The organism is Nocardia sp. CA-128927, assembly GCF_050955855.1.
In the GTDB taxonomy this organism is placed as follows: Bacteria; Actinomycetota; Actinomycetes; order Mycobacteriales; family Mycobacteriaceae; genus Nocardia.
Map to the genome: position 1 here is coordinate 10,238,714 of NZ_CP192087.1, position 25,794 is coordinate 10,264,507.

Below are 25,794 nucleotides of genomic sequence, written 5' to 3' on the forward strand. Positions count from 1 at the left end.
TTCAAGCAGTTTCGGTGCTGGAGCCGAGGCGCGGGAAGGGGTCTGTGGAGAAGATGATCTCCACCGCCACTTCGAAGTAGGACGAAATCCGCAGTGCGAGATGCAGGCTCGGGCTGTACTCGCCGCGCTCCAGATAGCCGACCGTCTGATAGTGCACGCCGAGCGCCTCCGCCAGCTCGCGCCGCGAGATGCCGCGCTCGGCGCGCAGCATCGCGATGCGGTTGTAGATGACCTCAGTAGGCACGCTGCATCGCCTTCTCGCGGCGGGCGGCGACGCTGGAACCGGACTCGCGCCGCGCCATCCTGCGCAGCACCACCGGCGCGAGCAGCAGCCCGAGCACCGCCCAGATACCTAGCACCCCAAAGGTTTCCAGGTGCCGCCAGGATTGGCCGAGTTCGACGGCCGCCGCCTGGTCCGGCAGCATCGCCGAGCGCATGCCGAGCCCGAGCCAGTACACCGGGAACACCTGGGCCGCGCCCTGCACCCAGCCGGGCATCGACGTGATCGGGTAGAAGATGCCCGATACCGCGACCAGTCCCATCACCGGGAACGACATGAACGCGAAGTCGCGTGGGTTGGCGAACATCGACCCGAACACGGCACCGATCGGCAGGGTGGCGAGCAGCCCGAGCACCATCACCCACAGCAACGTCAGCCACGACCCCGCGTCATCGAGCGCGAGCCCGTCGACGATGAACGACCCCGCCACGAGGATGAGGGCACCGGGAATGAGCACCATGCCGGACACCAGGATGATCTTGCCGACCAGGAAGCCGACCATGCCGTTCGGGGTCGCCTTGGCCCGCAACAGCGTTCCGTCCTCGCGGTCCATGGTGAGCTGCTGACCCATGCCGATCATTCCGTTGATCGCGACCAGCATGCCGATCACGCTGGGTAGCGCGAGCGAGCCGAGCAGCAACCCGCTCGACTGGAATGACGCGTGCCGCATGAAGAACAGCACGATGAGCACGAGCACGGGCCAGAAGAACAGCCCGAACAGTTCTTGACCATTGGTGAAGATCTGCCGCAGCTCGATCATGCCGCGGGTCCAGCCCTGCCGAACGGCGACCGCGATCGGGTTCATCGTCCTACCTCCTCGATCGTGCGCAGCTCGGACTCGACCTGACCGGATTCGAATCGGCGTACCAGTGTCATGTAGGTGTCCTCCAGTGAGGCGCGACGCACCTCCAGGTCGCCGATCGCGTCGCCGTATTGCTTGAACAGTTCGTAGATGAACTTGGTCGATTCGGCGGTCGCGTGCACGAACCGCTGCCCGTCGTTGGTCCAGCTCACCTCGGCCTCACCGGCGATCCGGCGGGAGAGTTCGTCGGCCGAACCGTCGGCGATGATCCGGCCGCCGGCCAGGATCAGGATCCGATCGGCGAGCTTCTCGGCCTCGTCGAGGTCGTGGGTGGTGAGCAGGATGGTGGTCTGCTGGTCGTCGGCGAGCCGATGCACCAGATCGTGGAACTCGCGCCTGGCCTCCGGATCGAAACCCGCGGTCGGCTCGTCCAGGAACAGCACCTCCGGGCGACCAACGATGCCGATCGCGACGTCGATCCTGCGGCGCTGGCCGCCGGACAGGTCCTTGATCTTGCTGGACGACTGCTCGGCGAGGCCCACCGCTTTGATGAGTTCGTCTGTGTCCCAAGGCCGTTGGATCCGGTCGGTGCCGTAGGGCGCGTAGAACGCACCCAGATAGTCCAGCAGTTCCCGGACCCGCCACTTGCCGTGATCACGCCACGATTGCAGGACGACGCCGATGCGCGCCCGCCACGCCTCGCCGCCGTGCGCCGGATCGACCCCGAGCACCTCGACGCGCCCCGCCGACCGCATGCGGAAGCCCTCCAGGATCTCGATGGTGGTGGTCTTGCCCGCCCCGTTCGGTCCGAGCAGCACCAGCACTTCGCCGTGCCCGGCTTGGAACGTCACATCGTGCAGGACGTCGGTGGTGCCGTACCGCATCCGCAATTGCTCGACGTCGAGTGCGACGCCCTGACCTACTATCATGCTTCTCTCCCCGTTGCGGTTTCCCGTCGTTTCGTAGCATACCTACTACATTTCGACGCGACAATGCTTTATCCAACGGGCAGATCTTGACATGCAGCCATTCAGCTGCCTAATCTTCGAACATGCAGCTGATCGGCTGCATAAGCCGGAAGGGGGGCGCGGACGAAGGTGGCATGGACGAGGTATTCAAAGCGCTGGCCGACCCCAACAGGCGGCGGCTGCTCGACAGTCTCAATGCCCGCAACGGGCAGACCCTGCGCGAACTGTGCGCGGGGCTGGAGATGGCGCGCCAGTCGGTCAGCAAACACCTCGCCGTGTTGGAGGCGGCCAACTTGATCAGCACCCGCCGCAGCGGCCGCGAAAAACTGCACTACCTCAACGCCGAACCGATCAACGCCATCACCGACCGCTGGATCACCCGCTACGACCGCGCGCGAGTACACGCGCTCGCCGATCTAAAGAAAGCCTTGGAGGTAGAACCCATGAGCGACAACACATTCGTCTACACGACCTTCATCAAGACCACCCGGGAAAAGCTGTGGCAGGCCCTGACCGAGCCGGCCTTCACCAAGCGCTACTGGGGCTCCTCCTTCGACACCGACTGGCAGCCCGGCTCCGAAATGGTCTGGCACCAGCAGGATTGGACCAGCAAGGACCCGGAGCAGGTGGTGCTGGAAGCCGACCCCTACAACAAACTCGCCTACACCTGGCACACCTTCGATCCCGCGTTCGCCGAGGCCTTCGACATGAACCCCGACGAGGTCGCCGCCTGGGCCCGCGAGCCGCGTTCCCAGGTTTCCTTCGAACTCGAGCAGGCCAGCGACGGCGTGGTCAAGCTGACCGTCGTGCACAACGCGTTTCCGCCGAACAGCGTTGTCCGAGAAGGGATCAGCAGTGGCTGGCCGGGCATCCTGTCCAACCTCAAGACCCTGCTGGAGACGGGCGAGGTGCTGCCACACCTGGCCGTGTAGCTATCGCGGCAGGCATCGATGCGTGGCCGAAACGGTTTCCCCGCGGCCACGCACCGGTAGGCTGCACAGGTCCGTGTCCAGCTCGGTTGGAGCACGCGTCCGTCAGGGCGACTGCGGGACTGAGCCCGTCGCACACATTGGGGAAATCATGATCAAGGTCCTGCTCCAAACGTCTATGGGTGATGTCGAGCTCGAACTCGACGAGACGAAGGCACCCAAGACCGTGCGAAACTTCCTGACCTACGTCAACAGTGGTCACTACGACGGCACCATCTTCCACCGCGTCATCGATGGATTCATGATCCAGGGCGGCGGCATCGACAAGACCATGCGCGAGAAGCCGGCTCCGAACAAGGTCGAGAACGAGGCCAAGAACGGGCTGAAGAACGTCACCTACAGCGTCGCCATGGCCCGCACGTCCGACCCGCAGTCGGCCTCCGCGCAGTTCTTCATCAACACCAACGACAACGCGTTCCTCGACTATCCCGGGCAAGACGGTTGGGGCTACGCGGTATTCGGCAAGGTGTCGCGCGGCCAGGGTGTGGTCGACCAGATCGGCAAGGTCAAGACCGGCGGCCAGGACGTGCCGGTCCAGCAGGTCGTGCTCACCTCGGCCACCGTGACCCGCTGACCAGGCACGTCCTACTGGGTCACCCGGCACGGGTATATTCCGGACTCCGACTTTGAGGGGTTCCGCGGTGGCAGTGCAGAGTGACGAGTTCTTTCGAGTCGTGGGCGAGCTCGTGGACGTGCAGAGCACCAAGGGCGAGAAGTACACCTCCTACAAGGTGCGCGGCAAACTGTTCGGCTACTACTGGCCGCGCACCCGAACAGTCGGCCTGAAACAGACGCTGTCCGAACAGAAGGCACTCGTCTCCGAACGCCCCGAAGTCTTCGAAGAGCAGTTCACCGCAGGCGGTTTCGGCTGGGTAGTCGTTCACCTATCCGGCATCGAACCCGACGAGCTGGCCGAATTGGTCTTCGAAGCATGGCGCCTATCCGCCCCCGACGACCTGATCGCCGCGGTCCCCGACCTGTCGTCATCCCGACCGTCGACCCGATAGGTCCTACACGGGTACTGGCACCGCGTGGTCGACGCTGACGCCGACCAGGCTCGTGACGAGGTGGAGTCGCCGTTGCCGAGGGTCGGTGAGCACGGGAACGAGCAGGGTCGGCATTCCGACTTCGACGGCGACTCCGTCGCGGGAGTGGCGGTCGCCGACCATGAGAGTTTCCCCGGCCCGGGTGCCGAGCTTCTCGAGTGCCCGCTCGAATATGGCGGGGTCGGGTTTCTGGACCCCCTCCTCGTTGGACAGCACGAAGGTGTCGATCAAGTCGAACAGCTTCGCCTCGGCGAAGACCGGACGGATATCGAAGTGGATGTTGCTGAGAATGCCGACCTGGTAACCGCTTTCCGCGAGGGCGATAAGAGTGGTCGCGGCGTCGACGGCGAACTCGTTGTAGCTCGGGTCGGACTCGACCGCGAAGAGCGCGTCGGCAAGTTCGGTCGGGAGTTTCGCGTCCACGAACACCTCATAATAGGTGTCCCTATGACGTTCGAAACTGATGTTGCCCTGCGGTGATTGCAGCCGATTCGGCTGACCCGCAGCCATTTTGATATCCAGCAACAACTTATCGACGGCCTCGGTATCGAATTTGCGACCCACCCGCTTCAGCGCCTCCCGAGCCCAGCCTTGCGGAGTGAGTTCCGTGACAAGCGTGCCTCGCCAGTCGAAAACGACCGCCCTGATGGGCTGGGGGCGCGATCCAATGGTTGCCATTGGAGGCACGCTACCTGCGGTAACACCGGCGATAAGCACTCGAATGTGGCTACTCGCCGGTTCACACGGAGACAGGATCAGATTCGAATGAGAACCTGGTCCATTGTCTTGCGGACGAGGTCGGGGACGACGGAATCTTCGGCGGGATAGCCGATAGGGATTACCGCGAAAGCCTTTTCGTTGCGGGGGCGGTTGAGGACTTCAGAGAGGAATTTCATCGGGCTCGGTGTGTGTGTCAGCGCGGCGAGTCCGGAGATATGCAGGGCGGTGAGGAGCATGCCGACGGCGATGCCTACGGATTCGTCGCCGTAGTAATGCTTGTACGTGGTGCCGTCGGGGCGCAGGCCGAAGCGCTGCTGGAAGACGACCAGGAGGTACGGGGCATCGGTGAGGTGGGGTTTGTGCTCGTCGGTGCCGAGGGGGCGCAGGGCGGACAACCACTCCTCGCCGAGGCGGCCGTTGTAGGAGATTCGCTCCTCCGCCTCGGCGGCCTCGCGAATCCTGGCGCGCACGTCGGGATCTTCGACCAGAACGAAGGTCCACGGTTGCTGATGGGCGCCCGACGGCGCGGTGTTCGCCACCGCGATCGCGTCGAGCACGACCTGCTCCGGCACCGGGTCGGTGGAGAACATCCGCACGGTGCGGCGCTCATCCATCCGCTCGCGGAACGCGGCCGACTTGGCGAGCGCTTCCGCAGCGGGAATCCGGTTCGGGTGGTACGCAATTGGCTGAAACGGCTGACCATGCAGCGGTGTCCACGTCGTCATAGTTTGCAGTGTGATCCGCGCGAACTGGGGCGGCAATGCCGAGACGAAGTTACCGTCCACCCAGCCAGACATCCGACGCGACAGCGCACCGACCCGAGCGCGTCAGCGCACCGGCAACGGCGCCTCCGTGGCCTCGGTGATGGTGACCTGTCCGGTGTCGAGATAGGTCATCACGGCGTCGTCGACCGCCCGGTTTCCGCGACCGAAGTTGCCGTGATCCCCGCCTTCGACGGAGATGAGGGAACCGTTCAGCGCGTGTGACATCGCCGGTCCGCCTTCGTATTTGGTGAGGGCATCGTGGCGGCTCTGCAGAATCAGCGGGCGCGTGCCGAGACCGGCGCCGGTGATCCGGACCGGCGTGGCGACGGGCTTCCATGCGCCACAGGCCATTCCGGAGCGGACCAGGTCGGCGCGCGCGTCCATGGCGTTGCCGCCGGAGGCGATAGTCGCTATCGCGGAACCGATCACGTCGAGTCGACCGGGAATGGCGTTCTCGTTGCAGGTGATCGCGGCGAAGACGTAGCGACCGGTGGGGTCGGTGGAGGTGGCGCCCTCGATGGTGCGCAGGCGTTGCACGTTCGCCGGATCGGCGAGCGCTTCGGCCATCGCGCGGGCGAAGGCGGGCCAGTAGGTGCGGGTGTAGCTGGCGACCGAGGTGGCGCCGAGCAGTGGTCCCTGCGCGGTGGCGCCGCCGGAGATCAAGGTGCGCAACAGGTTCTGCAGTTTGCCGGTCTGCTCGAGGCTGCCGGTGTAGCCGTCGCGGGCGATCTCGGCGAGCGGCTCGGGGAGCGCGCCGGGTAGGTCGGCGAGGCTGGCGGGCGGCGGGGTCAGGTTGGCGTACCAGCCGCCGCCCTGGTCGACCGCCATCCGCACCCAGTTCTGATAGACCTGCAGCGCGGTGTCGCCGAGGTGGTATTCGGCGCTGTGCTCGGCGATCCAGGCGAACAGGTCGTCCAGTCGCTGCTTGCCCGCGATCTGCTGCTGGGCGAACTCCTCGTTCCACACCCAGTCGGGATTGACGTTGGAATCCAACACCATTCGCTCGACCCGGTCGGGAAACAGCGAGGCGTACACCGCGCCGAGGTAGGTGCCGTAGGAGGTGCCGAGGTAGCTGATCCGGTCGAGCCCGAGCGCGGCGCGCACCGCGTCCATGTCGCGGGCGGTGTTCTCGGTGGTGATGGTGTCGAGATAGCCGGGATGCGCGATATCGCACGCCTTCTTGATGGCGTTGCGGTCGCCGCCGCCGAGGGACACCGGCGTGCCGTCCTCGGTGGCGCAGGTCAACGGGGTGGCCCAGCGCAAACCGCGCGGCTGCACCGCAATCCGGTCGTAGTGTGCGTTCAGGTCGGCGGGCAGCACATCGGTACGCAGGCCCCAGAAGTCCAGCCCGTCCGCGCCGGGTCCACCGGGGTTGGCGAAGATGACGCCGCGCCGCTCTCCGGTTGCCGCGATCCGGCTGACGGTCACCTGGATCTTCGGCCCGGCCGGGTCGGCATAGTTCATCGGCACGTCGACGACAGCGCACTGCACGCCGTGCCCCGCGACCACCGAGCCCTCCGGGCAGGCCCCGAAAGTCGGTGCGGCGTCGGCCAGGCCGGACACGATCGTTCCCCCGAGCAGGCAGCCGACCATGGCAGCCGCGGCCCACGAAAATAGCCGTACCTTCATCATGTTTCGTACCTCCACAGGCCGCCGCCACGCGTGCGTGCGCGACCCCGATCATGAGCATTCTGCGCAGCTCGCCGACGACAGACAAGTCGGGCACCGGATTGCGCCGGTCAGGCGCCCGCGGGCGGGACCGTCCCCAGACCGCCCGGGCGCGGCGCTACGCGTTGCGGAATGCGCGGATGACGTCGCACGGGAGTAGCGTCGAGCCATGTCGACGGAGGTCCGTATCAACACCGCTCTGGAACGCTTCGAGCTCTATGTCGACGGTGACAACGCCGGGTATGTCGAATATCAAGACACCCAGTCCGAACGCGCGTTCGTGCACACCGAGATCTACCCCCGCTATGAGGGCCAGGGCTACGGCCGCGTGCTGGTCGAGGCGGCGTTGAACAGCACCGCCGAGGACAAACTCGGCGCGCTGCCGATGTGCCGGATGGTGCACCACTTCATCGAGACCCGCCCCGAATACCTGGTGATGGTGCCGCACTGGGCGCGCGACAGCCTGAATCTGCCTCAGTAAGCGGCGACCGCGCCGTCGAGCGCCTGCTGCAGGTCGGTGCGTACCAGTCGCGCGATGTCGCCCGGCTTGCTCGGCAATTCGGTGATCGGTACGCCGAAGTAGAAGCTGGCCGACTTGGCCTCCTCCTTGTTCGGCTGCACCGTCGGGTCGGCCCGCGGGCCGTAACTCAGGCCCATCGACACCAGCACCGGCTCGACGCCGAGCTTCATCGCGCGAAACGCGATGTGCCCGATGCCGCTACCGACCGGCTGCACCTGGGTGGGGTCGACCTCGTTGCAGGTGCCCTCCGGGAACACCGCGACACCGTCGCCGCGCACGATCCGCTGCGCGCAGATGTCCATCATGCGCTGACCAGCCGCATTGACCGCGCGAATCCCGTGGTCCTTGCCGCGGAACACCGGAATCCCGCCCATCATGTCGATCTTGCGCCGCTGTTCGGGCTCCTCGAACAACTCGTCCTTGGCCAGCACCCGCACCCGCCCGATCACCGGTCGCAACGCGCTGCGCCACGCCGCCGCCGCGACCGTATACGGATCGTTCTCGGAAAGATGATTGATCGAGATCAACAGCGGCCGGCCATGCTTGATGGCGGCACGTAAACCGGCCTGCGCACCCTCGGCGTAAGAGACACGGGGATAGTAACGACGGCCCAGAATGGCGTACGCAGCCCAAGCTTTCAGCCGATTCTGCCGATGGTCGAGATAGAAGTCGTACACGGTGTCGCTGTTCTCGAGGCGCACCTCGGGAGGTTCCATGACACGGACTCTACGACGCCCGCAAGCGTCCAGCATCGGGCCCTGAGACAAATTCAGGGCACCGAACTGGTCAGCAGAAGCGCATATCGGCCGAACAACTGCGATGATGTCCGAGTGGCACGCGCAGACGACCCGGATGATCGGAAAACTCGCGGCGGGCACGGCGACCGCAAGCGGCGCGATTTCCGGCACGGCGAGCAGGTGGTGCGCGCCGGCACCCTGCTGGTGTCGGCGACCGAACTGGCCGAGCCGACCTTCCGGCGCACCGTTGTCTACATCATCGAGCACAACGAGGCGGGCAGCCTCGGCGTGGTGCTGAACCGGCCGAGCGATACGGCCGTGCACGACGTGCTGCCGCGCTGGACCGAGGTGGCGGCCGCGCCGCGCACCCTGTTCATCGGCGGACCGGTCAAGCGGGACGCGGCGCTGTGCCTGGGCACCATCCGCGTCGGCGCGAGCATCGACGGCATCCCCGGCCTGCGCCGGATCGACGGCCGGGTGGTCCTCGTCGACCTGGACGCCGACCCGGAGGAGATCGGCCAGCTGGTCGAGGGCATCCGCATTTTCGCAGGTTATGCGGGCTGGACCTTCGGACAGTTGGAGGGCGAGCTGGAGAACGACGACTGGATCGTGCTGTCCGCGTTGCCTTCCGACCCGATCAGCACCGGCCGCGCCGACCTCTGGGCACACGTGCTGCGCCGCCAGCCCCTCCCCCTGTCACTACTGGCCACCCACCCGATCGAACTCGAACGAAATTGAGATGCAAGCTCTTATTGAACTGTTCACCCCTGCTGAATCGTGGGATGAGCGGGAGGTGAGCAATGCCCGACAACCGAACCGAGTTGTTGCGGGTCCTGTACGACGAACACGCGGCTGCTCTGTGGCGGTACACGCTCGGTTTGGTTCGCGACCCTGGACGGGCCGAGGACATCGTGCAGGAAACGTTGCTTCGGGCGTGGCAACGCCCGAACGTACTGGATCAGTCCGAGACATCGGCGCGAGCGTGGCTGTTCACGGTGGCGCGCAATCTCGCCGTGGATGAGCATCGCAGCGCCCGCAACCGGCGCGAGTTCCGCACCGACACACCGCCGGAGCAGGCGACGCCCGACCAGGCCGACCGTGCCCTGGACGGCTGGGTGGTCGCGGACGCGTTGGGCAGGCTCAGTCCCGATCACCGCGAGGTGATCGTACGGGCCTACTATCGGGGCCTTTCCACCCACCAGATTGCCGCGGAACTCGACATTCCGGCGGGAACGGTGAAATCCCGGATGCACTACGGCATGCGGGCACTACGGCTGGCACTACAGGAGATGGGGGTGACGAACCAATGACCGACATCGCTGACGACTACACCACGTGGGACGCGCCCTACGTGCTCGGCTCCCTGACCAGGACCGAGCGACGAGAATACGAAGAGCATTTGGCCGGCTGCCCCGCCTGCCAGGCCGCCGTGGCCGAACTGGCCGGTATGCCGGGCATGCTCGCCATGGTCGAACCCGCGACCGCGCTCGCGATGATCGATCTGCCCGAAGCCATTGCGGCACAGCTGGGCCCGGCGGCGGTCGAGACGAGCCCGCCGGTGCCGCAGTTGCTGCCGCGGCTGGCCGACGCGGCCGAGAAGCGCAGGCGACGGAGCCGGTGGGTGTCCGTCGGCGCCGCGGTCGCGGCCGCTGCCGCCGCGGTGGCCATCGCGGTTCCGGTGGTCGCCACCGTCACCTCGTCGGGTCCCACGACCACCGAAAACGTTGTCGCGGAACGCAGTATGCAACCGCTCAAGCCGAATCCGGTGACGGCCAGCTTCAAGGTCGTGCAGGCCGACGGCAAGACGCGGATCGTGATGAGCTGCAGCTACGGACCGAGCAATCAGCAGTACATGTGGAATCTGAAGCTGTTCGTCCTCGGTACCGACGGCAGTCAGACCGAGCTCGATCAGTGGCCCGCCGGGCCGGGCACCGAGCTGACGATCGATCGGACCATCGACAAGACGCCGGAGCAGATCCGGGCGGTCGAGATCCGGTTGGCGTCGACCGGCGAGACGCTGCTTTCCGGAACGGTGTAAGAACAGACCGATCCCCCGCCGGGCTTCGGCGGGGGATCGGTACCCCTCATCGTGTGCTGGTCTATCAGTCGGTCTGGCGACGGAAAATCGAGTTGGACCAGAAGAATCCGACGATCGCGATGCCCGCGCACCAGGCGAGCGCGAGGTATCCGCTGTTGCCGATCTCGGTGCCCATCAGCAGGCCGCGGATGGTCTCGGTGATCGGGGTGAACAGCTGGTACTCGGCGAACTGGCGCAACCCGACGGGCATGGTGTCGGTGCTGACCAGGCCGCTGCCAAGGAAGGGCAGCATGATGATCGGGAAGACGGCGTTGCTCGCGCCCTCCGGATTCGGCGAGAGCAGACCCAGCGCGACCGCGAGCCAGTTGAGCGCGAAGCTCATGAAGGCGAGCAGACCGAACGCGGCGATCCATTCCGCGACATTGGCATTGGGCCGCCACCCGATGAGCAGCGCGACCCCGGACATCACCACGATGCCGAGCATGGCCTGCAGCAGCGCACCGATGACGTGTCCGGTCAGCATCGCCGACTGGGTGATGCCCATGGTGCGGAACCGATTCACGATGCCCTTCGTGCTGTCGGTCACGATGGACACCGCGACCGACGCCGTGAGGTAGGCCGGAACCATCAACAGCATGCCGGGGGCCAGATAGTCGATGTAGTTTCCGCCGGAAGACTTTTCGAGCGCGCCACCGAAGACGAACTTGAAGATGAGCAGCAGGATGCTCGGCATCAAGATGACGCCGAACAGCATGCTCGGGTAGCGCTTGGCGTGCAGCAGGTTGCGCCGCAGCATGGTCGCCGAATCGGCGAGGGCGTAGGACGTGCTCATGACACGGTTTCCTTTTCGGAGGTCGGGTGGCCGGTGAGGGTGAGGAAGACGTCGTCGAGGTTGGGGGTGTGCACCGCGAGGCCGTCGACCTCGATCTGCTCGTAGTCGAGCCGATCCAGCACGGCCCGTAGCGATTTCACGCTGCCGTCGCTCGGCACCGCGAGAGTCAGTTCCTCGTCGGCTGATTCGTCGTCAGCGATTGCCGGAGCGGGCGTACCCAACGCCGTCGCGGCGGCGAGCAACGCGGACCGGTCGGCGAACTGCAGCCGGATATGACCGCCGGGCACCAGCCGCTTCAGTTCCGCCGCAGTGCCTTCCGCGACGATCCGGCCGTTGTCGAGCACCGCGATGCGATCGGCCAGCTGGTCGGCTTCTTCCAGATACTGGGTGGTCAAGAACACCGTGACGTTGTAGTCGTCGACCAAACCGCGGATGAGATCCCAGATGACCCGCCTGCTGCGCGGATCGAGGCCGGTGGTCGGCTCGTCGAGGAAGATGATGCGCGGGTCACCGACCAGCGTCATCGCCAGGTCCAACCGTCGGGTCATGCCGCCGGAGTAGGTGGACGCGGGCTTGTCACCGGCCTCGATCAGGTCGAAGCGTTCCAGCAGATCCGCTGCGAGCCTTCGGGTTTCGCGCCGTGGCAGATGATGCAGGTCGCCCATCAGGTGCAGGTTCTCCCGGCCGGTGAGCAGTTCGTCGACCGCGGAGAACTGGCCGGTGACGCCGATCGCCTTGCGGACCGCGTCGCGTTCGGCCTCGACATCGTGGCCGCCGACCCGGCTTTCGCCGCCATCGGCGTGGATGAGCGTGCTCAGGATCTGCACGGTGGTGGTCTTGCCCGCGCCGTTCGGGCCGAGCAGCGAGTAGATCGTGCCCTCGGGGACGGTGATGTCGATGCCGTCGAGCACCACGTGCTCGCCGAATGATTTGCGCAGGCTCAGCGCCGAAATGGCGGGTGCCCGATGGCCGTTGACCATGACGGTCCTTTCGGTGAATTCCATTAGTGAATGCGCATGAGCGCATGACTGCTCTACACCGCACCCGGTGTCCCGGAGCGGCTTTGCGTGTCGAGCAGTGCTGTTCAGTTGTGCGGAAAGACGATTCGGCTAGATGTCGAGGTCTTCGATCTGCGGGCGCTTCGCGACGTCGACCACCCGCTCGTAAACCTTGTCCGGCAGCTTGCCTTTCAGTTCCTCGACCGAGTCGACGATCTCCAGGATGAAGTCACCCCAGTCCTGCTCGCCGACGCCGAGCATGCGCCGCCAGTTCTTCAAATCCTTGATCCAGTTGGCGGATTGCGGATAGTCGTCCCAGCTGGCGTAGTGCGCGTGCAGCACGAACTTGCCTTTGCGACTGCGGAACACCCGGACGTGTTCCATCCGGTGGTCATTGACCTCGTTGGTTTCGAAGAGCAGCGCGCCGGAGAACCGGACCTGCCGGACACCGTTGTGTCCGACCCGGACGACGACCTCGTCGTACCCTTCTTGCCGACCCTCCTCCAATTCGATGAAACGGCGCAGCGCCGTGGTCACCGCCCCGGAGAGATTGCCGCCAACCAGTTCCTGGGCCCGCTGGAACAGCGGCAGATCGTCATCGGCAACATAGATCGTCTTGTTGGGCATGACACGACTATATGTAGATGTATACGTACACGCAAGCCGTGCGACACCACCCGGCGAAATGCGACGTTTCGGAATCCGGCTCTTGTAGGTTGCTGGATAGTCACCGCTATCGCAGATTGCGAGAAAGTGCGGCTGTGAAGCCTCTGAATGCCGAGCGAAAGCGCAGCACCCGGCTGGTGCTGGGTAGTTGCCTGCTGTCGTTGGCCTTGCCATTGACCACCGCGACACCCGCTTCGGCCAAGTTCGTCGATCCCTCGACCCTGCCGGTGCGAATCGGCCATCAGCTGATCAAGCGGACCCTGGACGGCTACGCGTTCATGATCATCGAGGCGAACACCGGAGCCAACGTCACGCCGCCGCTCGACCAGAACCCGTTCAGCAAAGAGGCGTTCCTGTCCGGGATCGGCATCGGCCAGGTCGACGGGCCCAAGCGCGGCAAGATCGTCAGCGCGGTGCTCGAGGTGGGCTACGAAATCGGCTACCCGGTGGCGCTGGCGCCCAACGGCATCACCGCGACGCTCAACTCGCCGTCGGTGGCGGTCACCGGGAACGCCAAGCCAAAGGTCGCGGGCACCACCTCGTCGCAGAGCCAATCCCAACAGAGCGAATCCGAATCCGAATCCCAGTCCGGCGGCCAGTCGGAAACCCCGCTGAACTTCGAACTGGGCGGTGAATTCGGCGCGCTGGCCACCGTCCTGCCGTCCCAGCAGACGTCGTTCCAGGTGGGACACGGTGGCATCGTCGCGACGACATTGGCGACGGTCGCACTGACCCAACCGATGGCCTACGCCGACCTGTCCAACACGCATCTGACCGTGACCGGCGCGTTCGGGCCGGTCACCGTGCGGACCTTCGTGAAGTTCACCCTGGTGACCCGCGCCGGGCAGACCAGTGAAGTGGTCTACAGCGATCCCATCGAGTTGCGCTGAGCATCCGCCGGTAGCCGCGGCCGTCGCCGCACGCCCGGTTCAGCGTTGAACCGTCTGCCTTCCTCACCCGTATCACTCCTGTACGCAGAAAGTGATCTCGCGTGTGCCCAGAGCACAGGTGGACACCGCGGGAAGGAGTGCCCATGCAGAGCCGGGTCGTGGATTATCTGGTGCAGGCGGTTTCGGCCCTGGGTGTTCGGCACATCTTCGGTGTGGACGGCGCGAACATCGAGGATCTGTACGACGCGATCTTCGACGCGCCGGACGACGTCACCGGGGTGATCGCCAAGCACGAGTTCTCGGCGGCCACCATGGCCGACGGCTACGCCCGTTCGACCGGCGGACTCGGCGTGGTCGCCGCGACCTCCGGCGGCGGTGCGATGAATCTCGTTGCGGGACTTGCCGAATCGTTCGCGTCCCGGGTACCGGTGCTCGCGCTGGTCGGCCAGCCGCCGACCGCGCTGGAGGGCAATGGCGCCTTCCAGGACACCAGCGGCCAGGCGGGCACCATCGACGCTGTCCGCATGTTCGACGAGATCACCCGCTACTGCGCACGTGTCGAGACCGCCGCCGACCTGCCCGATCAGCTGGCCAGGGCGGTCGGCGCCGCCCGGCGCGGCGGGCCCGCGGTGCTGCTGCTGCCCAAGGATGTGCAGCAGGCGAACATGGGCACGGCGCGGCCGATTCGATTGCCCACCAAGGTGTATCGGCGCGACGAGGCAGGTCTGGCTCGGCTACGCGCCGCTCTCACGACGGCGCGGCGGACCGGGAAGATCGTGATCATCGCCGGTGACCAGGTCGCCCGCGACGACGCGCGGGACGAGTTGGCTCGGTTGGCCGCGGTGCTGGATGCCGCGGTCGGCGTCGCGCCGGATGCCAAGGACACCTATGACAACACCGATCCCGGTTTCTGCGGGGTCGCGGGCACCATGGGGCATCCCGAACTCAGTGCGGCCATCCGATCGGCAGCGTTATGCCTGATCATCGGCACTCCGATGCCGGTAACCACCCGCACCGGGCTGGACGAACTGCTGGCCGGCGGCACGGTGGCCAGCATCGGGGTGACGCCGCCGTATCTGCCGTCCATCCATGCCACCAGTACCGACCTGGCGCGCACGTTGGGCGAACTGGCCGACGAATTCGCCGCTGCCACAGCGGTTCCGGACCGACGCACGGTTACTCCGCTTACTCCACTGCATGTTCCGGAGTCCTCGGGCCCCGGCCTGCGTTATCGGCAACTGGTGGAGACCATCGACGCGGGGCTGCCGGACGGCACCGATGTCTTCGCCGACGCGGGCAATACCGGTGCGGCCGTGGTGCATCACCTGCGGGTGCCGCGCGGTGGCCGGTTCGTTGTCGCGCTCGGGATGGGCGGCATGGGTTACGCGTTCGGCGCGGGCATCGGCTCCGCGTTCGCGCGCAGGCACGGGCCCGACGGTGTGCGGCGCACGGTTGTCGTCGCCGGTGACGGCGCGTTCTTCATGCACGGCATGGAGATACACACCGCGATCGAGCACGCACTGCCGCTCACCTTCATCGTGCTCAACAACAACGCCCATGCCATGTGCGTGACCAGGGAGCAGCTGTACTACCGAGACCGCTACAGCTTCAACAGATTCCGGCCCGCACACCTCGGTGACGGTGTCGGCGCCATGTTCCCCGAACTGACCACCTTCTCGGTGCGCGCACCGGCCGAGCTGGCCGCGACGCTGCGGCACTGCATGGAAACCGAAGGGCCGTCGTTCATTTCGATCGACGTGGACCCCGACGAGGTTCCGCCGTTTCTTCCGTTCTTGACGACCATCGAACAATCCAGGAGTAAGAAATGACCGCATTGCGTAGCGATTCCATGGGGGGTGGTGGCCGGGTGACGGGCGGGCCAACCAGCGCCCTGCCAGCACTCAGCGATATCCCGGCGGATCTGCTGCCGCCCGGTCTGTTGCGGATCGAGAACTCCGACAAGGACGCGACCACGCCGATCATCATGGACATGCTGCGGTCGGTGTATCCGCACGACCAGATCTTCGGCGATTACTGTCCGGTGCAGGCGTATATCGCCGCGCCGCCGCGCGAGGTGTACGAGTACCTCGCCGACTCCCGCTCGCTGGAGGAATGGACCTACAGCCTGCGCGGATTCGTCCCGACCGAGGAGCCGGGCCTGTGGCTGGCCTACGACCGGCTCGGTGACGAGACCAAGATCTTCACCCGCACCGTCGCGCATCCGGAGGGGATGACCGTCGACTACCACTGCGCCTGGGACCAGTCCCAGCACCTGTGGATGATCTACCTGCTGCGGGTCGTGGACGCGCAGACGGTGTTCAACAAGCCGGGTTCGGTTGTGCTGTGGGTCAATTGCAAGCACCCGTTCTACGACGAGAACCCCTATCCCGAGACCGCGCCCGCGAAGCGCCCGGTGTGGGTCGGCGACTTCTGGGAGATGTTCTCCGCGGGCCACCAGCTGGAGATGGACAACCTCAAGGCGATCTGCGAGTACCGGGCGGCGCATGGCCTGCCCATCAAGCCCGACTGGATGAAATGAGAACCGGCATGATCCCCACCAACCCGGACGCTCCCGCGCTGCCCTCGGTCAGCCTGGTCGATGTGGCCAGCTACCTGCCCGGCGAGCCGGTCGGCACCGAGTACTTCACTCAGTTCTCCCGCTCGGAACGGATGGCCAAGAACGTCATGTTCCGGTCGCCCAAGACCCGCCACCATGTGGACCGGGACGAGTCCGCGGTGGACATGGTCGAACGCGCCGTCGCGCCGTTGATCGAACGCCATGGCGCGCAGTTCATTTCGGATATCGATGTGCTGATCACGCACACCCAGCTGCCGACCAATCCGGTGATGGGTTGCGGACCCGAGGTGGCCAAGCGGCTCGGCGCGCGGCCCGCCTTCGTGTACGACGTGCACAACGGCGGCTGCGCGGCGTTCGTGCACATGATGTCGATTGCCCGAATGGTGTTGCAGACCAACAACGCTCGCACCGCGCTGATCGCGGCGACGCAGAACTGCGCGGGTCCGGTGTTCCGCCAGCCCGATATCCGCAAGCTGGCGCAGGCGCCGGTGCCCGGCGACGGCTGCGGGGTCGGGCTGCTGGTCAAGGACGACAGCGCGCCGATCCTCGACATCGAATGCCGCACCTATCCCGAATTCGCCGGGGACATGGAGTTTTCCACCAACGGCGAGCGCAAGTACTGGGAACCGGGCGAGGGTCAGGGCTGCGTCAGCTTCACCGAATCGAAGATCACCAAGGTGTTCGCCCGCGGTAACCGGCTGGTGCCGGAAGTGGCGCTGGCGGTGTGTGATCGGATCGGCGTGAAGGGTCGCGACATCGACACGTTCGTCACCAATCAGCCGAACCGGCTGTTCCTGCGCAACTGGCACGACGCGCTGGAGCTGCCCGCTGAACGGCATCCGGACACGTTCGACATGTGCGGAAACCTCTTCGCCGCAGGCATTCCGGTGACCCTGGATGTGGAGAACCGGGCGGGCCGGCTGCGCAACGGCTCGGTGGTGCTGATGTCGGCGTTCGCGCACGCGGGTGACTTCGCCGGCGCCGCGGCCATCCGGTGGGGCGCGGCGCGATGAGCATCCATGTCGTCGACGAGACCACGCCGTCGCGGCGGCGTGGCGGTTCGTCGGCGCAGCCCCGGTTCGATCTGACCCTGAGCGAAAACCCGTTCCCGCCGCTACCTTCGGTGCTGCGCGCGGTGAACGGTGTGCTGGCCCAGGCCAATCGATATCCGGAGTTCCTGCCGCGGCGGCTGCCGAAGCTGATCGCGCAGCATCTTGGCGTGCATTCGGATCAGGTGGTAGTCGGCTCCGGCGCGACCGGGGTGGCGATGCAGATCATCCAGTCGCTGACCACGCCCGGTGCCGGAATGGTCTACGCGGCACCGACCTTCGACGGTTATCCGATCATGGCCGAGATGGCGGGCGTCGAGATGGTTCCGGTGCCGTTGGATTCGGCGGGCAACCAGGATCTGCACACGATGACCAAGGCCATCGACAAGTGGACCGGGCTGGTGGTGGTGTGCCGTCCGCACAATCCGACGGGCACGGTCGCTTCGGCGAGCGAGTTGAAGGCGTTTCTGGGCGGGGTGCCCGCGCGGGTGCCGGTGATCCTGGACGAGGCGTACGTCGAGTTCCTCGGGGCCGCCGAATACGTCGACCCGCTCGCCTTGCTGAGCAGGCATCCGAATCTGATTGTGCTGCGCACGTTCTCGAAGGCCTACGGGCTGGCCGGGTTACGCATCGGGTATGCCTTCGGCAGGCGCGAGATGATGGCTCGGATCCGCAGGCTGCAATTGCCGTTCGGGGTGAGTTCGGCGGCGGCGGCCGCGGTGTCCGCGTCCTACGCCGCCGAACCCGAACTCGCCGCACGCACCATGCGGATCACCACCGCGCGGGAGGAACTGCGGAACGCGTTGCGGCGCTGCGGGATCGCGGTGCCGCGCAGCCACGCGAACTTCCTGTACCTGCCGGGACCGGGTGTGGCGACCGCGCTGCGGCGGGCTGGTATTGCCGCCAAGGCGTATCCCGATGGGAGCGCGCGTATTTCGGTCGGCGATCCGGCGGCGGATCAGGCGGTCCTGGCGGCAGTGGAGACGCTGCGTTAGCCAATCGCTAAGCGGCGGCAGGCCGCTGTTCGTCGGCCTCGCCGGACTCATCCGCCTGCTTGGCCCAGCGTTGGGCCAGTGCGGCGCAGGTGATCAGCTGGATCTGATGGAACATCATCAGCGGCAGCACGATCAAGCCGACCGGCTGGCTGGCGAAAAGCACTGTCGCCATGGGCAGTCCGGTGGCGAGGCTCTTCTTCGAGCCGCAGAACACGATCACGATCCGGTCGGCCCTGGAGAAGCCGAAGATCTTGCCCACCAGCATGGTCGCCACGATGACCAAGGCGAGGAGCACACAGCACACGCCGGCCAGCGCGAGAATCCGCCACGGCGAGAGCATGTGCCAGATGCCCTCCACCATGCCCGCGCTGAACGCGCTGTAGACGACGAGCAGGATCGAGCCGCGGTCTACCAGCTTGGTCGGCTCGGCGTAGCGGCTGAGCCAGCGATGCACCTTCGGGCGGATCAGCTGGCCGATGAAGAAGGGCACCAGCAGCTGCAGCACGATGTCGCCGATCGAGGAGAAGTCGACGCTGGCCTGGCCGGTGGTGTTCATCAACAGGATGACCAGCAGCGGAGTCACGAAGACGCCCAGCAGGTTCGACGCCGTCGCGCTCACGATCGCGCCGGGCACATTGCCCTTCGCGATCGAGGTGAACGCGATCGAGGACTGCACGGTGGAGGGCACCAGGCACAGGAACAGCAACCCGGTGTACAGGTCGTCGGTCAGCACCCCCGGCACCAGTAGTTGCGCGGCCAGCCCGAGCAGCGGGAAGAGCACAAAGGTGCTTGCCAGCACGACAAGGTGCAGCCGCCAATGGGTGAGGCCCGCCAGGGCCTCCTTCGGCGACAACCGGGTGCCGTACAGCAGGAATAGCAATGCGATGGCAATCTTCGTCAGCACGCCGACTACGTCGGCAGCGCTACCCCGGGCGGGAAAGACGCTGGCCAGCGCAACCGTAGCGAGGATCGACAGGATGAAACCGTCGATATAGAACTTGCTGAGGAATCGCACACCACACGCTAACGCCGAGGGTGTTCCCAGATAGAACCGAAAAGTACGTAATTCGTCACACCATAGGACCTCTCGGCGCTAGATAAATACGAACGTTCGTCCGCATGATTGCCGGTGGGTGGTACGGACGAAGAGTGATACTGATGAGTCGTCAGCCCAGGCGGCCACCAAGGGCTGCGCGGCTGGTATTGGGCCAGAACCGTTGCCGTGGAACGGCTTTCCTGTAAGGATGGTCTGCACGCGGACAGCTCCGGTCGGGGGGAGCAACCCAATCGGGTCGCGTCAGGGACTGACAGCAGGGGGACACATGAGGTACTTCGCCACCGCTCTACTGACTTTCGCAGGAGCCGTGCTGGCTTTCGCGCTCACCGTGGGACTCGCGGCACCCGCCTCCGCCGAGCCGTCGGCTGTCGTGACTACGGGAACGGTCGCAACGGTTCCGGAACCGGCTCCCGTTACACAGGCCGAGCCGATCCGGATGCCACCCGGGGACACCCTCGAACTGCGGGCCGGTGTCGGCGCAGGCATCGGCGTGGTCATCGGCGGCCTGGCCGGCTTGCCATTCTTCGGAGTCGGGGCGATCCCCGGCATGATCATCGGCGGACTGCTCGGCGCGGGCATCGGCGCGTTGTCCTGGAACATCGCCAATGCCTACCTCGGCCAAGGCTGACGGATTTCCTGACGCAGTCAGCGCCGGAGCATTGGTGGCAACGCTCGGCCAATAGCTATGCGGATTGCGAAAACCCTTGATCTGCTACCGCTTCGGCGAATCTCGGGTGCGCGCGGATCACGATCATCGTATTGCTGACGAGCGGCTGGATGCGGACGTATCTGGTCGACCGGTCATAGGCAACGCAAGCCACCACAAACATTCCGGGAAACCAGACAGGCATGAACGCCACGCCCAAAAGCCATGACTTAGGCGGGGTCACAATCCCCAGGTAGGCGCCCACCGCCAACACGAGAAATGGAATCGCGCCCGCCAACACGAGCGTGCGGCTGATTGCGCGCAACCGTCGCCGCTGTCGAACGCATCGCGCGCATATCGGCCATTCGCCACAAAGCGAGGTCGCTGTGGATGGCGGCACTCGCCGCAACCTCCGCAGCCCCCAGACAAACGAGGAACCGAACGTGCTCTGCACTCGAACTCGATTGTCCCAATGGAATTCCACAGCACGGCGCCGCCGCTCGACCGCCGGTTCACCGTGCCTGCTACACACCGCGGGCAACGGTCGGCACAACTCCATCGACACCCGCCCGAGCTCCACATCAGCTCGAACAGCAACCGACACTTCCCGCGTTACTCCAGCCATCCGCGCTGCCGACGGTCCTGGTAAAACAGGTCATCGTCGTCCGGCTCGTCCGGCGTGACGATCTGTTCACGATTGGGTTTGCGGGTGCCCGGAATCAAGGGCCCATCGGAAGGGCCTGGATTGTTGCTGGATACCTCCGGGCGTAGCGGTTCGGGCGATGGTGCCGAATCGGGTGTCGGAGCCACGACCGACGTCGGCGTCGGCTGAGCTAGTTGCGCGCGGTACCGCTCCAACTCCGCTTCTCCTTCCTCGGCCAGTCGATGACGCTGCTCTTCGGACATGGCCGAGTACTGTTCCAGCGCGGCGGGGACGACTCGGTCGAGAGTCGTGGTGAACGCATCAGTGCGGGCGAAGTCGCGAACCCCCAGCTTTCCGGACAGGACGGCGCCGATTTGGTCCTTCAGAGCCGGATCAGTGGTGTTCGCGGCGAGCAGTCGCAGCGTGTCGGACAACTGGCGCGACACGGCGGCATCGCCCCGCGCAACGTCCAGAATCGGCTCCGGTGCTGTCATGAGAAGACTCCGGGATGGTCGTATCCGCCGGCCTTGATGGCGGGCAACTCCGCGGTGGCCACGGCGCCATTGAGGCCCGCCGAGATCAGGCCGATCGCACCCTCGGATCCAGCCCACATCAATCCGAGCTTGCTCCAGATGTCTATCCACGTCTTGATCATTCGCAGCGCGTCCAGCGCCGCTGCTGCCTCCATCGCCGCAGCGGCAGGCGCGCCTGCGACGGTGGCGCCCAAGGCCGCGGCCGCCGCCTGCTTGATGGCCCACATCGCGGCATAGTCGAACAGCGTCTGCACCAGACCGGATATCGTCTGCGCCAGACCGTAGGACGACAGGGCGAATGCCTTGATCTGATCTGCGATGTCCTGCAGTGGATCTACTTGCTTGTTCAGTCCATCCGTGAGCGATTTGAAGTACGTGCGCGCATTATCGGCGGCATTTCCGCGCCAGGATGCCTCGAACTCCTTGACCGCGTCATTGATACCGCGTAGTCGGCGTTGTATTTGGCCAGGTTCTCTATCGCTGCACCGGCCTGTTGCATTGCCGCCCAGTCACCCGCGACGTAGTCGGTGATGGTGGTCAACGCGTCGAAGCCGGTGACGGTCTTGATGATGCCGTTCAACCAATACGCAGGCGAAACCGCGTTGGCGTTCGTGGCAAGTTCGACCATGTCCGGGACCGGATCGTCAGGCTGCGGCGTGGTCAGGTTCTCGATCGGGGCTCGGCTCATTTCGTGCCATCCGGCGCATACGTACGATCGAGCGATTCCGCGAAGCGTCGGTCCGTAGTCCGATACATCTTCGCCGCATTGGCTGTCTCCGTTGACGATTCGCTCGTCACTCGTCCCAGCCGGGTGTAGTTCGACTGAAGTTCGGTCAATGCGTCTTGGACGACGTCGATTACGCCGCGCAGCACCAGCCCACCTTCCGAACTCGGCAGATCGAGCCATTCCTTCAGGTATGCATCGGTGCGCGCGTTGTCCTCGGCGAGCTTGGCCAACTTGGCGGCGGCTCCGTCGAGGTGGGCGGGCTCGACCTTCAGTTGCTCAGCCACAGATTCCCCCATCCGTTTTCATCTGGTACTGCGGTCGAGGGTAGCCGCACGGTGGTTTGCAGGTTCTGTGCGCGTCGTAAGAATCCCGCAAAGGGATATGGGTCAGGTGTTTCGGGCCTTCAGACGTTGCGGCGAAAGGGGATTCGGCGGCGGGGCTTAACGCCGGAAGGCGGGTCGATACCGGCGTATTCGGCGAAAGCTGTTGCGTCGGAGGTGGTGGAGGTCTTGGGGTTGTTGGCGGCCCAGGCGGTGAAGCGTGTGGTGAAGTCGTTGCAGGCGTGCGCCAGTAGTGGGAAGCGGCGGGCTACTTCGGCGGCGCGTTTGTGTAGCAAAGCGCGGGCTGCTGCGGTGACGGCATCGGTGTCGAAGCCGTCTGGAACGGGGCTACCGGCCACCAGTGCCCGGACCAGCGCCGCCTGACGATCGGTGAGCGTGTCGGCGTCGGTGCGCGGTGTCGGCGGATGCGGTCTCATGTGCGGGCCAAGTGTGCTCGGTCGGTGATGGGTGGGCGGTGTGCGGCTGCGGCGATGACGTCTAGTTCGGCGAGGAGTTCGGGGGCGGGTGGGTAGTTGCCGTCGCGTTCCAGCATGAGGGGGACCGGGTGGCGGGCGGTGAATTCGGTTACCAGGGTGAGGACTTCGGCGGGGATCGGGTCGGTGTGGGTGTCGTGGTAGTGGCCGCCGGATTCGTGGCCGCCTGCGACGTGGCAGTAGGCGACGCGGTCGGGTGGTAGGCGGCGGAGTTCGTCGAGGGGGTCGCGGGTGCGGTTGCGGGCGTTCGCGTAGACGTTGGCGATGTCGATCAACAGGTAGACGCCGGTGCGGTCGACCAGTTCGGCGAGGAACTCGGACTCGGTGTATTCGTCGTCGGGCCAGTCGAACAGTGCCGCAATGTTTTCCACGGCCAGCGGTACGTCGAGCGCCGACTGGGTGCGGGAGATGTTGCGGGCCAGGACATCCAAGGAGGCTTTGCTGCGTGGCACCGGAAGTAGGTGTCCTGCTTCGATACCGCCGGCCCGGACGAAGGCGACGTGCTCGCTCACCAGTGGTGCGCCCAGCGCCTCGGCGCACCTGGCGAGATGTTCGATGCGGTGCTCATCCACCGGTTCCGCGCCACCCAGAGATAGCGAAATGCCGTGCGGCACAACAGCTACTCCACGGTCGATCAGCGCCGTCAGTTCGGCAGGGATCGCGACTTCGGATCTACCGAGTAGACGTCGCCGTACCGGCAGCGACTCCGCGATCACCTCGGCGAACCCGAGCCCGTCCAACTCCGCGATGACTCCGCAGATCTCCGGGCGCCAGCCGATGCCGAGCGCCCCGTCCGGCAGCGGTGCGCGGTCAGCCACCACAGCCACCGCCGCAGCCACCACCACCGCTGCATCCGCTACCCCCGCCGTCGCCGCTGCTACCGCCGTCGCTACCCGACGAGCTCGGGGGTTGCACGGCACTCGCGAGCCCGGGATCGAGGGTCATCAGTGCGGCGCCGCCGAATACCGCGGCGGCGAGCGCGGCGCTTTCCGCGCCGTAGGTGGCGTAGGCAGGTGCATTCGACGGCCGCAGATGCGCGTTGGATTGGGTCGCGTTCTTGCGAGCGAGTCGGCCGAGCGGTGTGAGGCGGGGTTTGGCCACCACGAGCCAATAGCAGAACGCCTGCACGACAAGGGCGATGACCAGGAACGCGACGGGGTTGTGGTTCAGCGTCCCGGCGACGAACCGCACCACACCGACCGCGCCGACGATCAGCAGCGGCAGCCCCGCGTCCCACAACTTGCGGCGGAAGGCGGCGTCCGGAAAGTAGCCACGCTTGATCATCGAGTCGCGCAGCGGACCGAGCGCCGCCGCCGAATTCGCGGTGAGCGAGACAACGGTCGGCTTGGCACCGGCGACGATCCGGTCGTAGATCGACCGGGTGAACGGGTCCAGTCGATGCTTGTCCGCGTCGGTCAGTGGCCGCGCCGGTGCGGCCGCCGAGTTGATCAGGTCGTGGCTGCGCAGTCGCGCCAGCGCGGTCAGCACCGCACGGCGATCGTCGAACAGCATGGCGATCTCGGGTAGCGACAGATCCGTGCCCGGCCGCTCGTTGCCGCGCTTGTCGACGGCGCCGCGGGTGACCCGCAACCGCATCAACAATCCGAACAGCAGCGCGATCCCGATGAATGGCCAATACAGCGCCATGAAGTCGGGTCCAGAGATTCCCCACGTATTGCCTGCGGCAACAAGGTCGAGCGAGTTCATTTCCACCCCGAAAATCAAGCGGTATTGCAACGCCCCAAGTATGGACCGCCGGTACCGCTGCCGACAGGGTTCGACCCGAAACGTAACTCGGTCGATTCAACCCACCCGGATGTCGTCGCGCCACACGGAAAGGCCTGGTCGTCAGAGTGCTACGGGCACCGCATCGGAATGGTTCGATGATCAGGTGATGCGACGCGAGTATCAGGTGAACGCGGCGCCCGCGCGGGGCACGGCGAGTCGCGTGCTGTTCCGTTTCGCCGTCGGCCGCCGCGAGTTCGTGCTGCGCCAGACGATCATCGAGCCCGATGGCAGCAGCGGTTGGCACTATCACGACGGCACGCTGCTGGTGGTGGTCACGCGCGGCACCCTCGACCATCCCGGCGCGGACTGTGCGCCCGTGACATACCACCGTTGGCGGGTCTTTCGAGAGCCGAGCGGCCCGCGGTATCCACATGTCGCACGGAACCGCGGCCCAGTACCGGTCCACCTCTGTGTGCTCTATTTCAATCCGCTCGGGAGCCCACTATCGCGAAGCGTGGCCGCACCGGACTGCGCCGAATAAGCGCTCTAGGTCGCGGGCTGGCAAGCGTCGCGCAGCGAGCACGCGCCGCAGGCACTGCCACAGCCACCGACCTCGGCGGGCGGGGCGATGGCGGCGGCGGTCGAGGCCGCGGCGTTGGCTCCGGCACCGAGGGTGAAGAGGGCGACGACAGCCGCACCGGCGCCGATGAGGAGAGCGACGATGCCGCTCGCGGCGAGCGCGACGAGACCACCGGCGAACAGCAGCGCCCCGGCCGCCAGCGAGGTGGGGGCGGCGACGCGATTCGCGATGCGGAAGGTCTCGTCATCGGACAGGGCGGCCTCGGTGTGCACCCCGACGAAGCGGTTGCGCGGCAGCCTGCCGATCAGTCCGAGTGCGCCGGTTGCGATGGCCACCAGGGCCAGCACGAACAGGACGAGAGCGACGACGAGCACTCATGCAGGCTAGCGCATCGGTGTATCGGTCCGCCGCTAGCTCCCCCGCAACTGCTCAGCACTCGGCCCGCCACCATCCCGGACAGGCGTATTCCACACTGCGCGGGACCGGACCGCCGACATAGCAACCAAACGCACTGTTGGGAGCGATC

General features: G+C 65.9%; 34 protein-coding genes. 14 read left to right on the top strand and 20 right to left on the bottom strand.

Features of this window, described 5'->3' with window-relative positions; translation table 11 throughout:
* Position 1: 1 nt before the first annotated feature.
* From ACQPW1_RS47495 to ACQPW1_RS47505, 3 genes are read right to left on the bottom strand one after another with little or no spacing between them, the layout of a single operon-like run.
* On the bottom strand, positions 2 to 244 hold the full coding sequence (locus ACQPW1_RS47495) for a helix-turn-helix transcriptional regulator (RefSeq protein ID WP_433660489.1): 243 nt from the start codon (positions 242 to 244) through the stop codon (positions 2 to 4).
* Complete coding sequence (locus ACQPW1_RS47500) at positions 234 to 1,085, bottom strand: ABC transporter permease (protein ID WP_433660490.1); 852 nt, start codon at positions 1,083 to 1,085, stop codon at positions 234 to 236. The genes ACQPW1_RS47495 and ACQPW1_RS47500 overlap by 11 nt, the downstream gene beginning before the upstream one ends.
* Positions 1,082 to 2,011: an ABC transporter ATP-binding protein gene (locus ACQPW1_RS47505; RefSeq protein ID WP_433660491.1), complete on the bottom strand. Its 930-nt coding sequence runs from the start codon at positions 2,009 to 2,011 to the stop codon at positions 1,082 to 1,084. The genes ACQPW1_RS47500 and ACQPW1_RS47505 overlap by 4 nt, the downstream gene beginning before the upstream one ends.
* 173 nt (positions 2,012 to 2,184) lie before the next feature.
* Here ACQPW1_RS47505 and ACQPW1_RS47510 point away from each other — a divergent pair, with 173 nt between their 5' ends.
* From ACQPW1_RS47510 to ACQPW1_RS47520, 3 genes are all read left to right on the top strand, one after another.
* The gene (locus tag ACQPW1_RS47510) at positions 2,185 to 2,982 is read left to right on the top strand and encodes an ArsR/SmtB family transcription factor (RefSeq protein WP_433660492.1); all 798 of its coding nucleotides are present in this window, start codon (positions 2,185 to 2,187) and stop codon (positions 2,980 to 2,982) included.
* A 148-nt stretch (positions 2,983 to 3,130) separates the two neighbouring features.
* A complete protein-coding gene (locus ACQPW1_RS47515; protein WP_433660493.1) occupies positions 3,131 to 3,613 on the top strand; it encodes a peptidylprolyl isomerase in 483 nt (160 codons plus the stop codon).
* Positions 3,614 to 3,680: 67 nt separating this feature from the next.
* On the top strand, positions 3,681 to 4,046 hold the full coding sequence (locus ACQPW1_RS47520) for an MmcQ/YjbR family DNA-binding protein (RefSeq protein ID WP_433660494.1): 366 nt from the start codon (positions 3,681 to 3,683) through the stop codon (positions 4,044 to 4,046).
* A gap of 3 nt (positions 4,047 to 4,049) precedes the next feature.
* Here ACQPW1_RS47520 and ACQPW1_RS47525 read toward each other — a convergent pair whose 3' ends face one another.
* The 3 genes from ACQPW1_RS47525 to ACQPW1_RS47535 form a co-directional block, all read right to left on the bottom strand.
* Positions 4,050 to 4,763: an HAD family hydrolase gene (locus ACQPW1_RS47525; RefSeq protein WP_433660495.1), complete on the bottom strand. Its 714-nt coding sequence runs from the start codon at positions 4,761 to 4,763 to the stop codon at positions 4,050 to 4,052.
* A gap of 77 nt (positions 4,764 to 4,840) precedes the next feature.
* Positions 4,841 to 5,530, bottom strand: a complete 690-nt coding sequence (locus tag ACQPW1_RS47530) for a nitroreductase family protein (protein ID WP_433660496.1) — start codon at positions 5,528 to 5,530, stop codon at positions 4,841 to 4,843.
* Between the two features lie 102 nt (positions 5,531 to 5,632).
* Positions 5,633 to 7,201, bottom strand: coding sequence for an alpha/beta hydrolase (locus ACQPW1_RS47535; RefSeq protein ID WP_433660497.1), 1,569 nt, complete (start codon positions 7,199 to 7,201; stop codon positions 5,633 to 5,635).
* 205 nt (positions 7,202 to 7,406) lie between these two features.
* On the opposite strand from ACQPW1_RS47535, the gene ACQPW1_RS47540 reads away from it, so the two are divergent.
* Positions 7,407 to 7,718: a GNAT family N-acetyltransferase gene (locus tag ACQPW1_RS47540; RefSeq protein ID WP_150400259.1), complete on the top strand. Its 312-nt coding sequence runs from the start codon at positions 7,407 to 7,409 to the stop codon at positions 7,716 to 7,718.
* On the opposite strand, the gene ACQPW1_RS47545 is transcribed toward ACQPW1_RS47540, so the two are convergent.
* Positions 7,712 to 8,473, bottom strand: coding sequence for a lysophospholipid acyltransferase family protein (locus tag ACQPW1_RS47545; RefSeq protein WP_433660498.1), 762 nt, complete (start codon positions 8,471 to 8,473; stop codon positions 7,712 to 7,714). The two genes, ACQPW1_RS47540 and ACQPW1_RS47545, sit on opposite strands and share 7 nt — an antisense overlap.
* Positions 8,474 to 8,587: 114 nt before the next feature.
* Here ACQPW1_RS47545 and ACQPW1_RS47550 point away from each other — a divergent pair, with 114 nt between their 5' ends.
* From ACQPW1_RS47550 to ACQPW1_RS47560, 3 genes are all read left to right on the top strand, one after another.
* Positions 8,588 to 9,232, top strand: a complete 645-nt coding sequence (locus tag ACQPW1_RS47550; RefSeq protein WP_433660499.1) for a YqgE/AlgH family protein — start codon at positions 8,588 to 8,590, stop codon at positions 9,230 to 9,232.
* 62 nt (positions 9,233 to 9,294) lie between these two features.
* On the top strand, positions 9,295 to 9,804 hold the full coding sequence (locus ACQPW1_RS47555) for a sigma-70 family RNA polymerase sigma factor (RefSeq protein ID WP_433660500.1): 510 nt from the start codon (positions 9,295 to 9,297) through the stop codon (positions 9,802 to 9,804).
* A complete protein-coding gene (locus ACQPW1_RS47560; protein ID WP_433660501.1) occupies positions 9,801 to 10,532 on the top strand; it encodes a zf-HC2 domain-containing protein in 732 nt (243 codons plus the stop codon). Before ACQPW1_RS47555 ends, ACQPW1_RS47560 begins: the two co-directional genes overlap by 4 nt.
* A gap of 64 nt (positions 10,533 to 10,596) precedes the next feature.
* Here the strand turns inward: ACQPW1_RS47560 and ACQPW1_RS47565 are convergent, their stop codons facing one another.
* The 3 genes from ACQPW1_RS47565 to ACQPW1_RS47575 form a co-directional block, all read right to left on the bottom strand.
* On the bottom strand, positions 10,597 to 11,364 hold the full coding sequence (locus tag ACQPW1_RS47565; RefSeq protein ID WP_433660502.1) for an ABC transporter permease: 768 nt from the start codon (positions 11,362 to 11,364) through the stop codon (positions 10,597 to 10,599).
* Positions 11,361 to 12,344 carry an ATP-binding cassette domain-containing protein gene (locus ACQPW1_RS47570; protein ID WP_433660503.1) on the bottom strand — a complete coding sequence of 328 codons (984 nt, stop codon included), beginning with the start codon at positions 12,342 to 12,344 and terminating at the stop codon, positions 11,361 to 11,363. Before ACQPW1_RS47570 ends, ACQPW1_RS47565 begins: the two co-directional genes overlap by 4 nt.
* A gap of 129 nt (positions 12,345 to 12,473) precedes the next feature.
* On the bottom strand, positions 12,474 to 12,989 hold the full coding sequence (locus ACQPW1_RS47575; RefSeq protein ID WP_433660504.1) for an EXLDI protein: 516 nt from the start codon (positions 12,987 to 12,989) through the stop codon (positions 12,474 to 12,476).
* A 134-nt stretch (positions 12,990 to 13,123) separates the two neighbouring features.
* Here ACQPW1_RS47575 and ACQPW1_RS47580 point away from each other — a divergent pair, with 134 nt between their 5' ends.
* The 5 genes from ACQPW1_RS47580 to ACQPW1_RS47600 all read left to right on the top strand — a co-directional run bounded on the left by ACQPW1_RS47580 (position 13,124) and on the right by ACQPW1_RS47600 (position 18,540).
* Entirely contained in the window at positions 13,124 to 13,918 is a 795-nt protein-coding gene (locus ACQPW1_RS47580) for an MspA family porin (RefSeq protein WP_433660505.1), read from the top strand.
* Positions 13,919 to 14,061: 143 nt separating this feature from the next.
* The gene (locus ACQPW1_RS47585) at positions 14,062 to 15,747 is read left to right on the top strand and encodes a thiamine pyrophosphate-binding protein (RefSeq protein WP_433660506.1); all 1,686 of its coding nucleotides are present in this window, start codon (positions 14,062 to 14,064) and stop codon (positions 15,745 to 15,747) included.
* Positions 15,748 to 15,767: 20 nt separating this feature from the next.
* A complete protein-coding gene (locus ACQPW1_RS47590; protein ID WP_433665554.1) occupies positions 15,768 to 16,457 on the top strand; it encodes an SRPBCC family protein in 690 nt (229 codons plus the stop codon).
* Between the two features lie 8 nt (positions 16,458 to 16,465).
* Positions 16,466 to 17,509, top strand: a complete 1,044-nt coding sequence (locus tag ACQPW1_RS47595; RefSeq protein ID WP_433660507.1) for a 3-oxoacyl-ACP synthase III family protein — start codon at positions 16,466 to 16,468, stop codon at positions 17,507 to 17,509.
* Positions 17,506 to 18,540 (top strand): aminotransferase class I/II-fold pyridoxal phosphate-dependent enzyme, encoded by a 1,035-nt coding sequence (locus tag ACQPW1_RS47600; protein WP_433660508.1) that lies wholly within the window; start codon positions 17,506 to 17,508, stop codon positions 18,538 to 18,540. The genes ACQPW1_RS47595 and ACQPW1_RS47600 overlap by 4 nt, the downstream gene beginning before the upstream one ends.
* Before the next feature lie 7 nt (positions 18,541 to 18,547).
* Here the strand turns inward: ACQPW1_RS47600 and ACQPW1_RS47605 are convergent, their stop codons facing one another.
* Positions 18,548 to 19,555: a bile acid:sodium symporter family protein gene (locus tag ACQPW1_RS47605; RefSeq protein WP_433660509.1), complete on the bottom strand. Its 1,008-nt coding sequence runs from the start codon at positions 19,553 to 19,555 to the stop codon at positions 18,548 to 18,550.
* Between the two features lie 307 nt (positions 19,556 to 19,862).
* On the opposite strand from ACQPW1_RS47605, the gene ACQPW1_RS47610 reads away from it, so the two are divergent.
* The gene (locus tag ACQPW1_RS47610) at positions 19,863 to 20,225 is read left to right on the top strand and encodes a hypothetical protein (RefSeq protein ID WP_433660510.1); all 363 of its coding nucleotides are present in this window, start codon (positions 19,863 to 19,865) and stop codon (positions 20,223 to 20,225) included.
* A gap of 55 nt (positions 20,226 to 20,280) precedes the next feature.
* Here the strand turns inward: ACQPW1_RS47610 and ACQPW1_RS47615 are convergent, their stop codons facing one another.
* The 8 genes from ACQPW1_RS47615 to ACQPW1_RS47650 form a co-directional block, all read right to left on the bottom strand.
* Positions 20,281 to 20,568 (bottom strand): hypothetical protein, encoded by a 288-nt coding sequence (locus tag ACQPW1_RS47615; RefSeq protein ID WP_433660511.1) that lies wholly within the window; start codon positions 20,566 to 20,568, stop codon positions 20,281 to 20,283.
* A 287-nt stretch (positions 20,569 to 20,855) separates the two neighbouring features.
* A complete protein-coding gene (locus tag ACQPW1_RS47620; protein ID WP_433660512.1) occupies positions 20,856 to 21,380 on the bottom strand; it encodes a hypothetical protein in 525 nt (174 codons plus the stop codon).
* On the bottom strand, positions 21,377 to 21,880 hold the full coding sequence (locus ACQPW1_RS47625) for a hypothetical protein (RefSeq protein WP_433665555.1): 504 nt from the start codon (positions 21,878 to 21,880) through the stop codon (positions 21,377 to 21,379). Before ACQPW1_RS47625 ends, ACQPW1_RS47620 begins: the two co-directional genes overlap by 4 nt.
* On the bottom strand, positions 21,766 to 22,107 hold the full coding sequence (locus tag ACQPW1_RS47630) for a hypothetical protein (RefSeq protein WP_433660513.1): 342 nt from the start codon (positions 22,105 to 22,107) through the stop codon (positions 21,766 to 21,768). The genes ACQPW1_RS47625 and ACQPW1_RS47630 overlap by 115 nt, the downstream gene beginning before the upstream one ends.
* A complete protein-coding gene (locus ACQPW1_RS47635) occupies positions 22,104 to 22,430 on the bottom strand; it encodes a type VII secretion target (RefSeq protein ID WP_433660514.1) in 327 nt (108 codons plus the stop codon). The genes ACQPW1_RS47630 and ACQPW1_RS47635 overlap by 4 nt, the downstream gene beginning before the upstream one ends.
* A 119-nt stretch (positions 22,431 to 22,549) precedes the next feature.
* The gene (locus tag ACQPW1_RS47640; protein ID WP_433660515.1) at positions 22,550 to 22,903 is read right to left on the bottom strand and encodes a hypothetical protein; all 354 of its coding nucleotides are present in this window, start codon (positions 22,901 to 22,903) and stop codon (positions 22,550 to 22,552) included.
* Positions 22,900 to 23,778 (bottom strand): DUF692 domain-containing protein, encoded by an 879-nt coding sequence (locus ACQPW1_RS47645; RefSeq protein WP_433660516.1) that lies wholly within the window; start codon positions 23,776 to 23,778, stop codon positions 22,900 to 22,902. The genes ACQPW1_RS47640 and ACQPW1_RS47645 overlap by 4 nt, the downstream gene beginning before the upstream one ends.
* Positions 23,771 to 24,667, bottom strand: a complete 897-nt coding sequence (locus tag ACQPW1_RS47650; protein WP_433660517.1) for a TIGR04222 domain-containing membrane protein — start codon at positions 24,665 to 24,667, stop codon at positions 23,771 to 23,773. Before ACQPW1_RS47650 ends, ACQPW1_RS47645 begins: the two co-directional genes overlap by 8 nt.
* 187 nt (positions 24,668 to 24,854) lie before the next feature.
* On the opposite strand from ACQPW1_RS47650, the gene ACQPW1_RS47655 reads away from it, so the two are divergent.
* Positions 24,855 to 25,229 carry a hypothetical protein gene (locus ACQPW1_RS47655; protein ID WP_433660518.1) on the top strand — a complete coding sequence of 125 codons (375 nt, stop codon included), beginning with the start codon at positions 24,855 to 24,857 and terminating at the stop codon, positions 25,227 to 25,229.
* A gap of 5 nt (positions 25,230 to 25,234) precedes the next feature.
* Here the strand turns inward: ACQPW1_RS47655 and ACQPW1_RS47660 are convergent, their stop codons facing one another.
* Entirely contained in the window at positions 25,235 to 25,642 is a 408-nt protein-coding gene (locus tag ACQPW1_RS47660) for an SdpI family protein (RefSeq protein WP_433660519.1), read from the bottom strand.
* Positions 25,643 to 25,794: the final 152 nt, after the last annotated feature.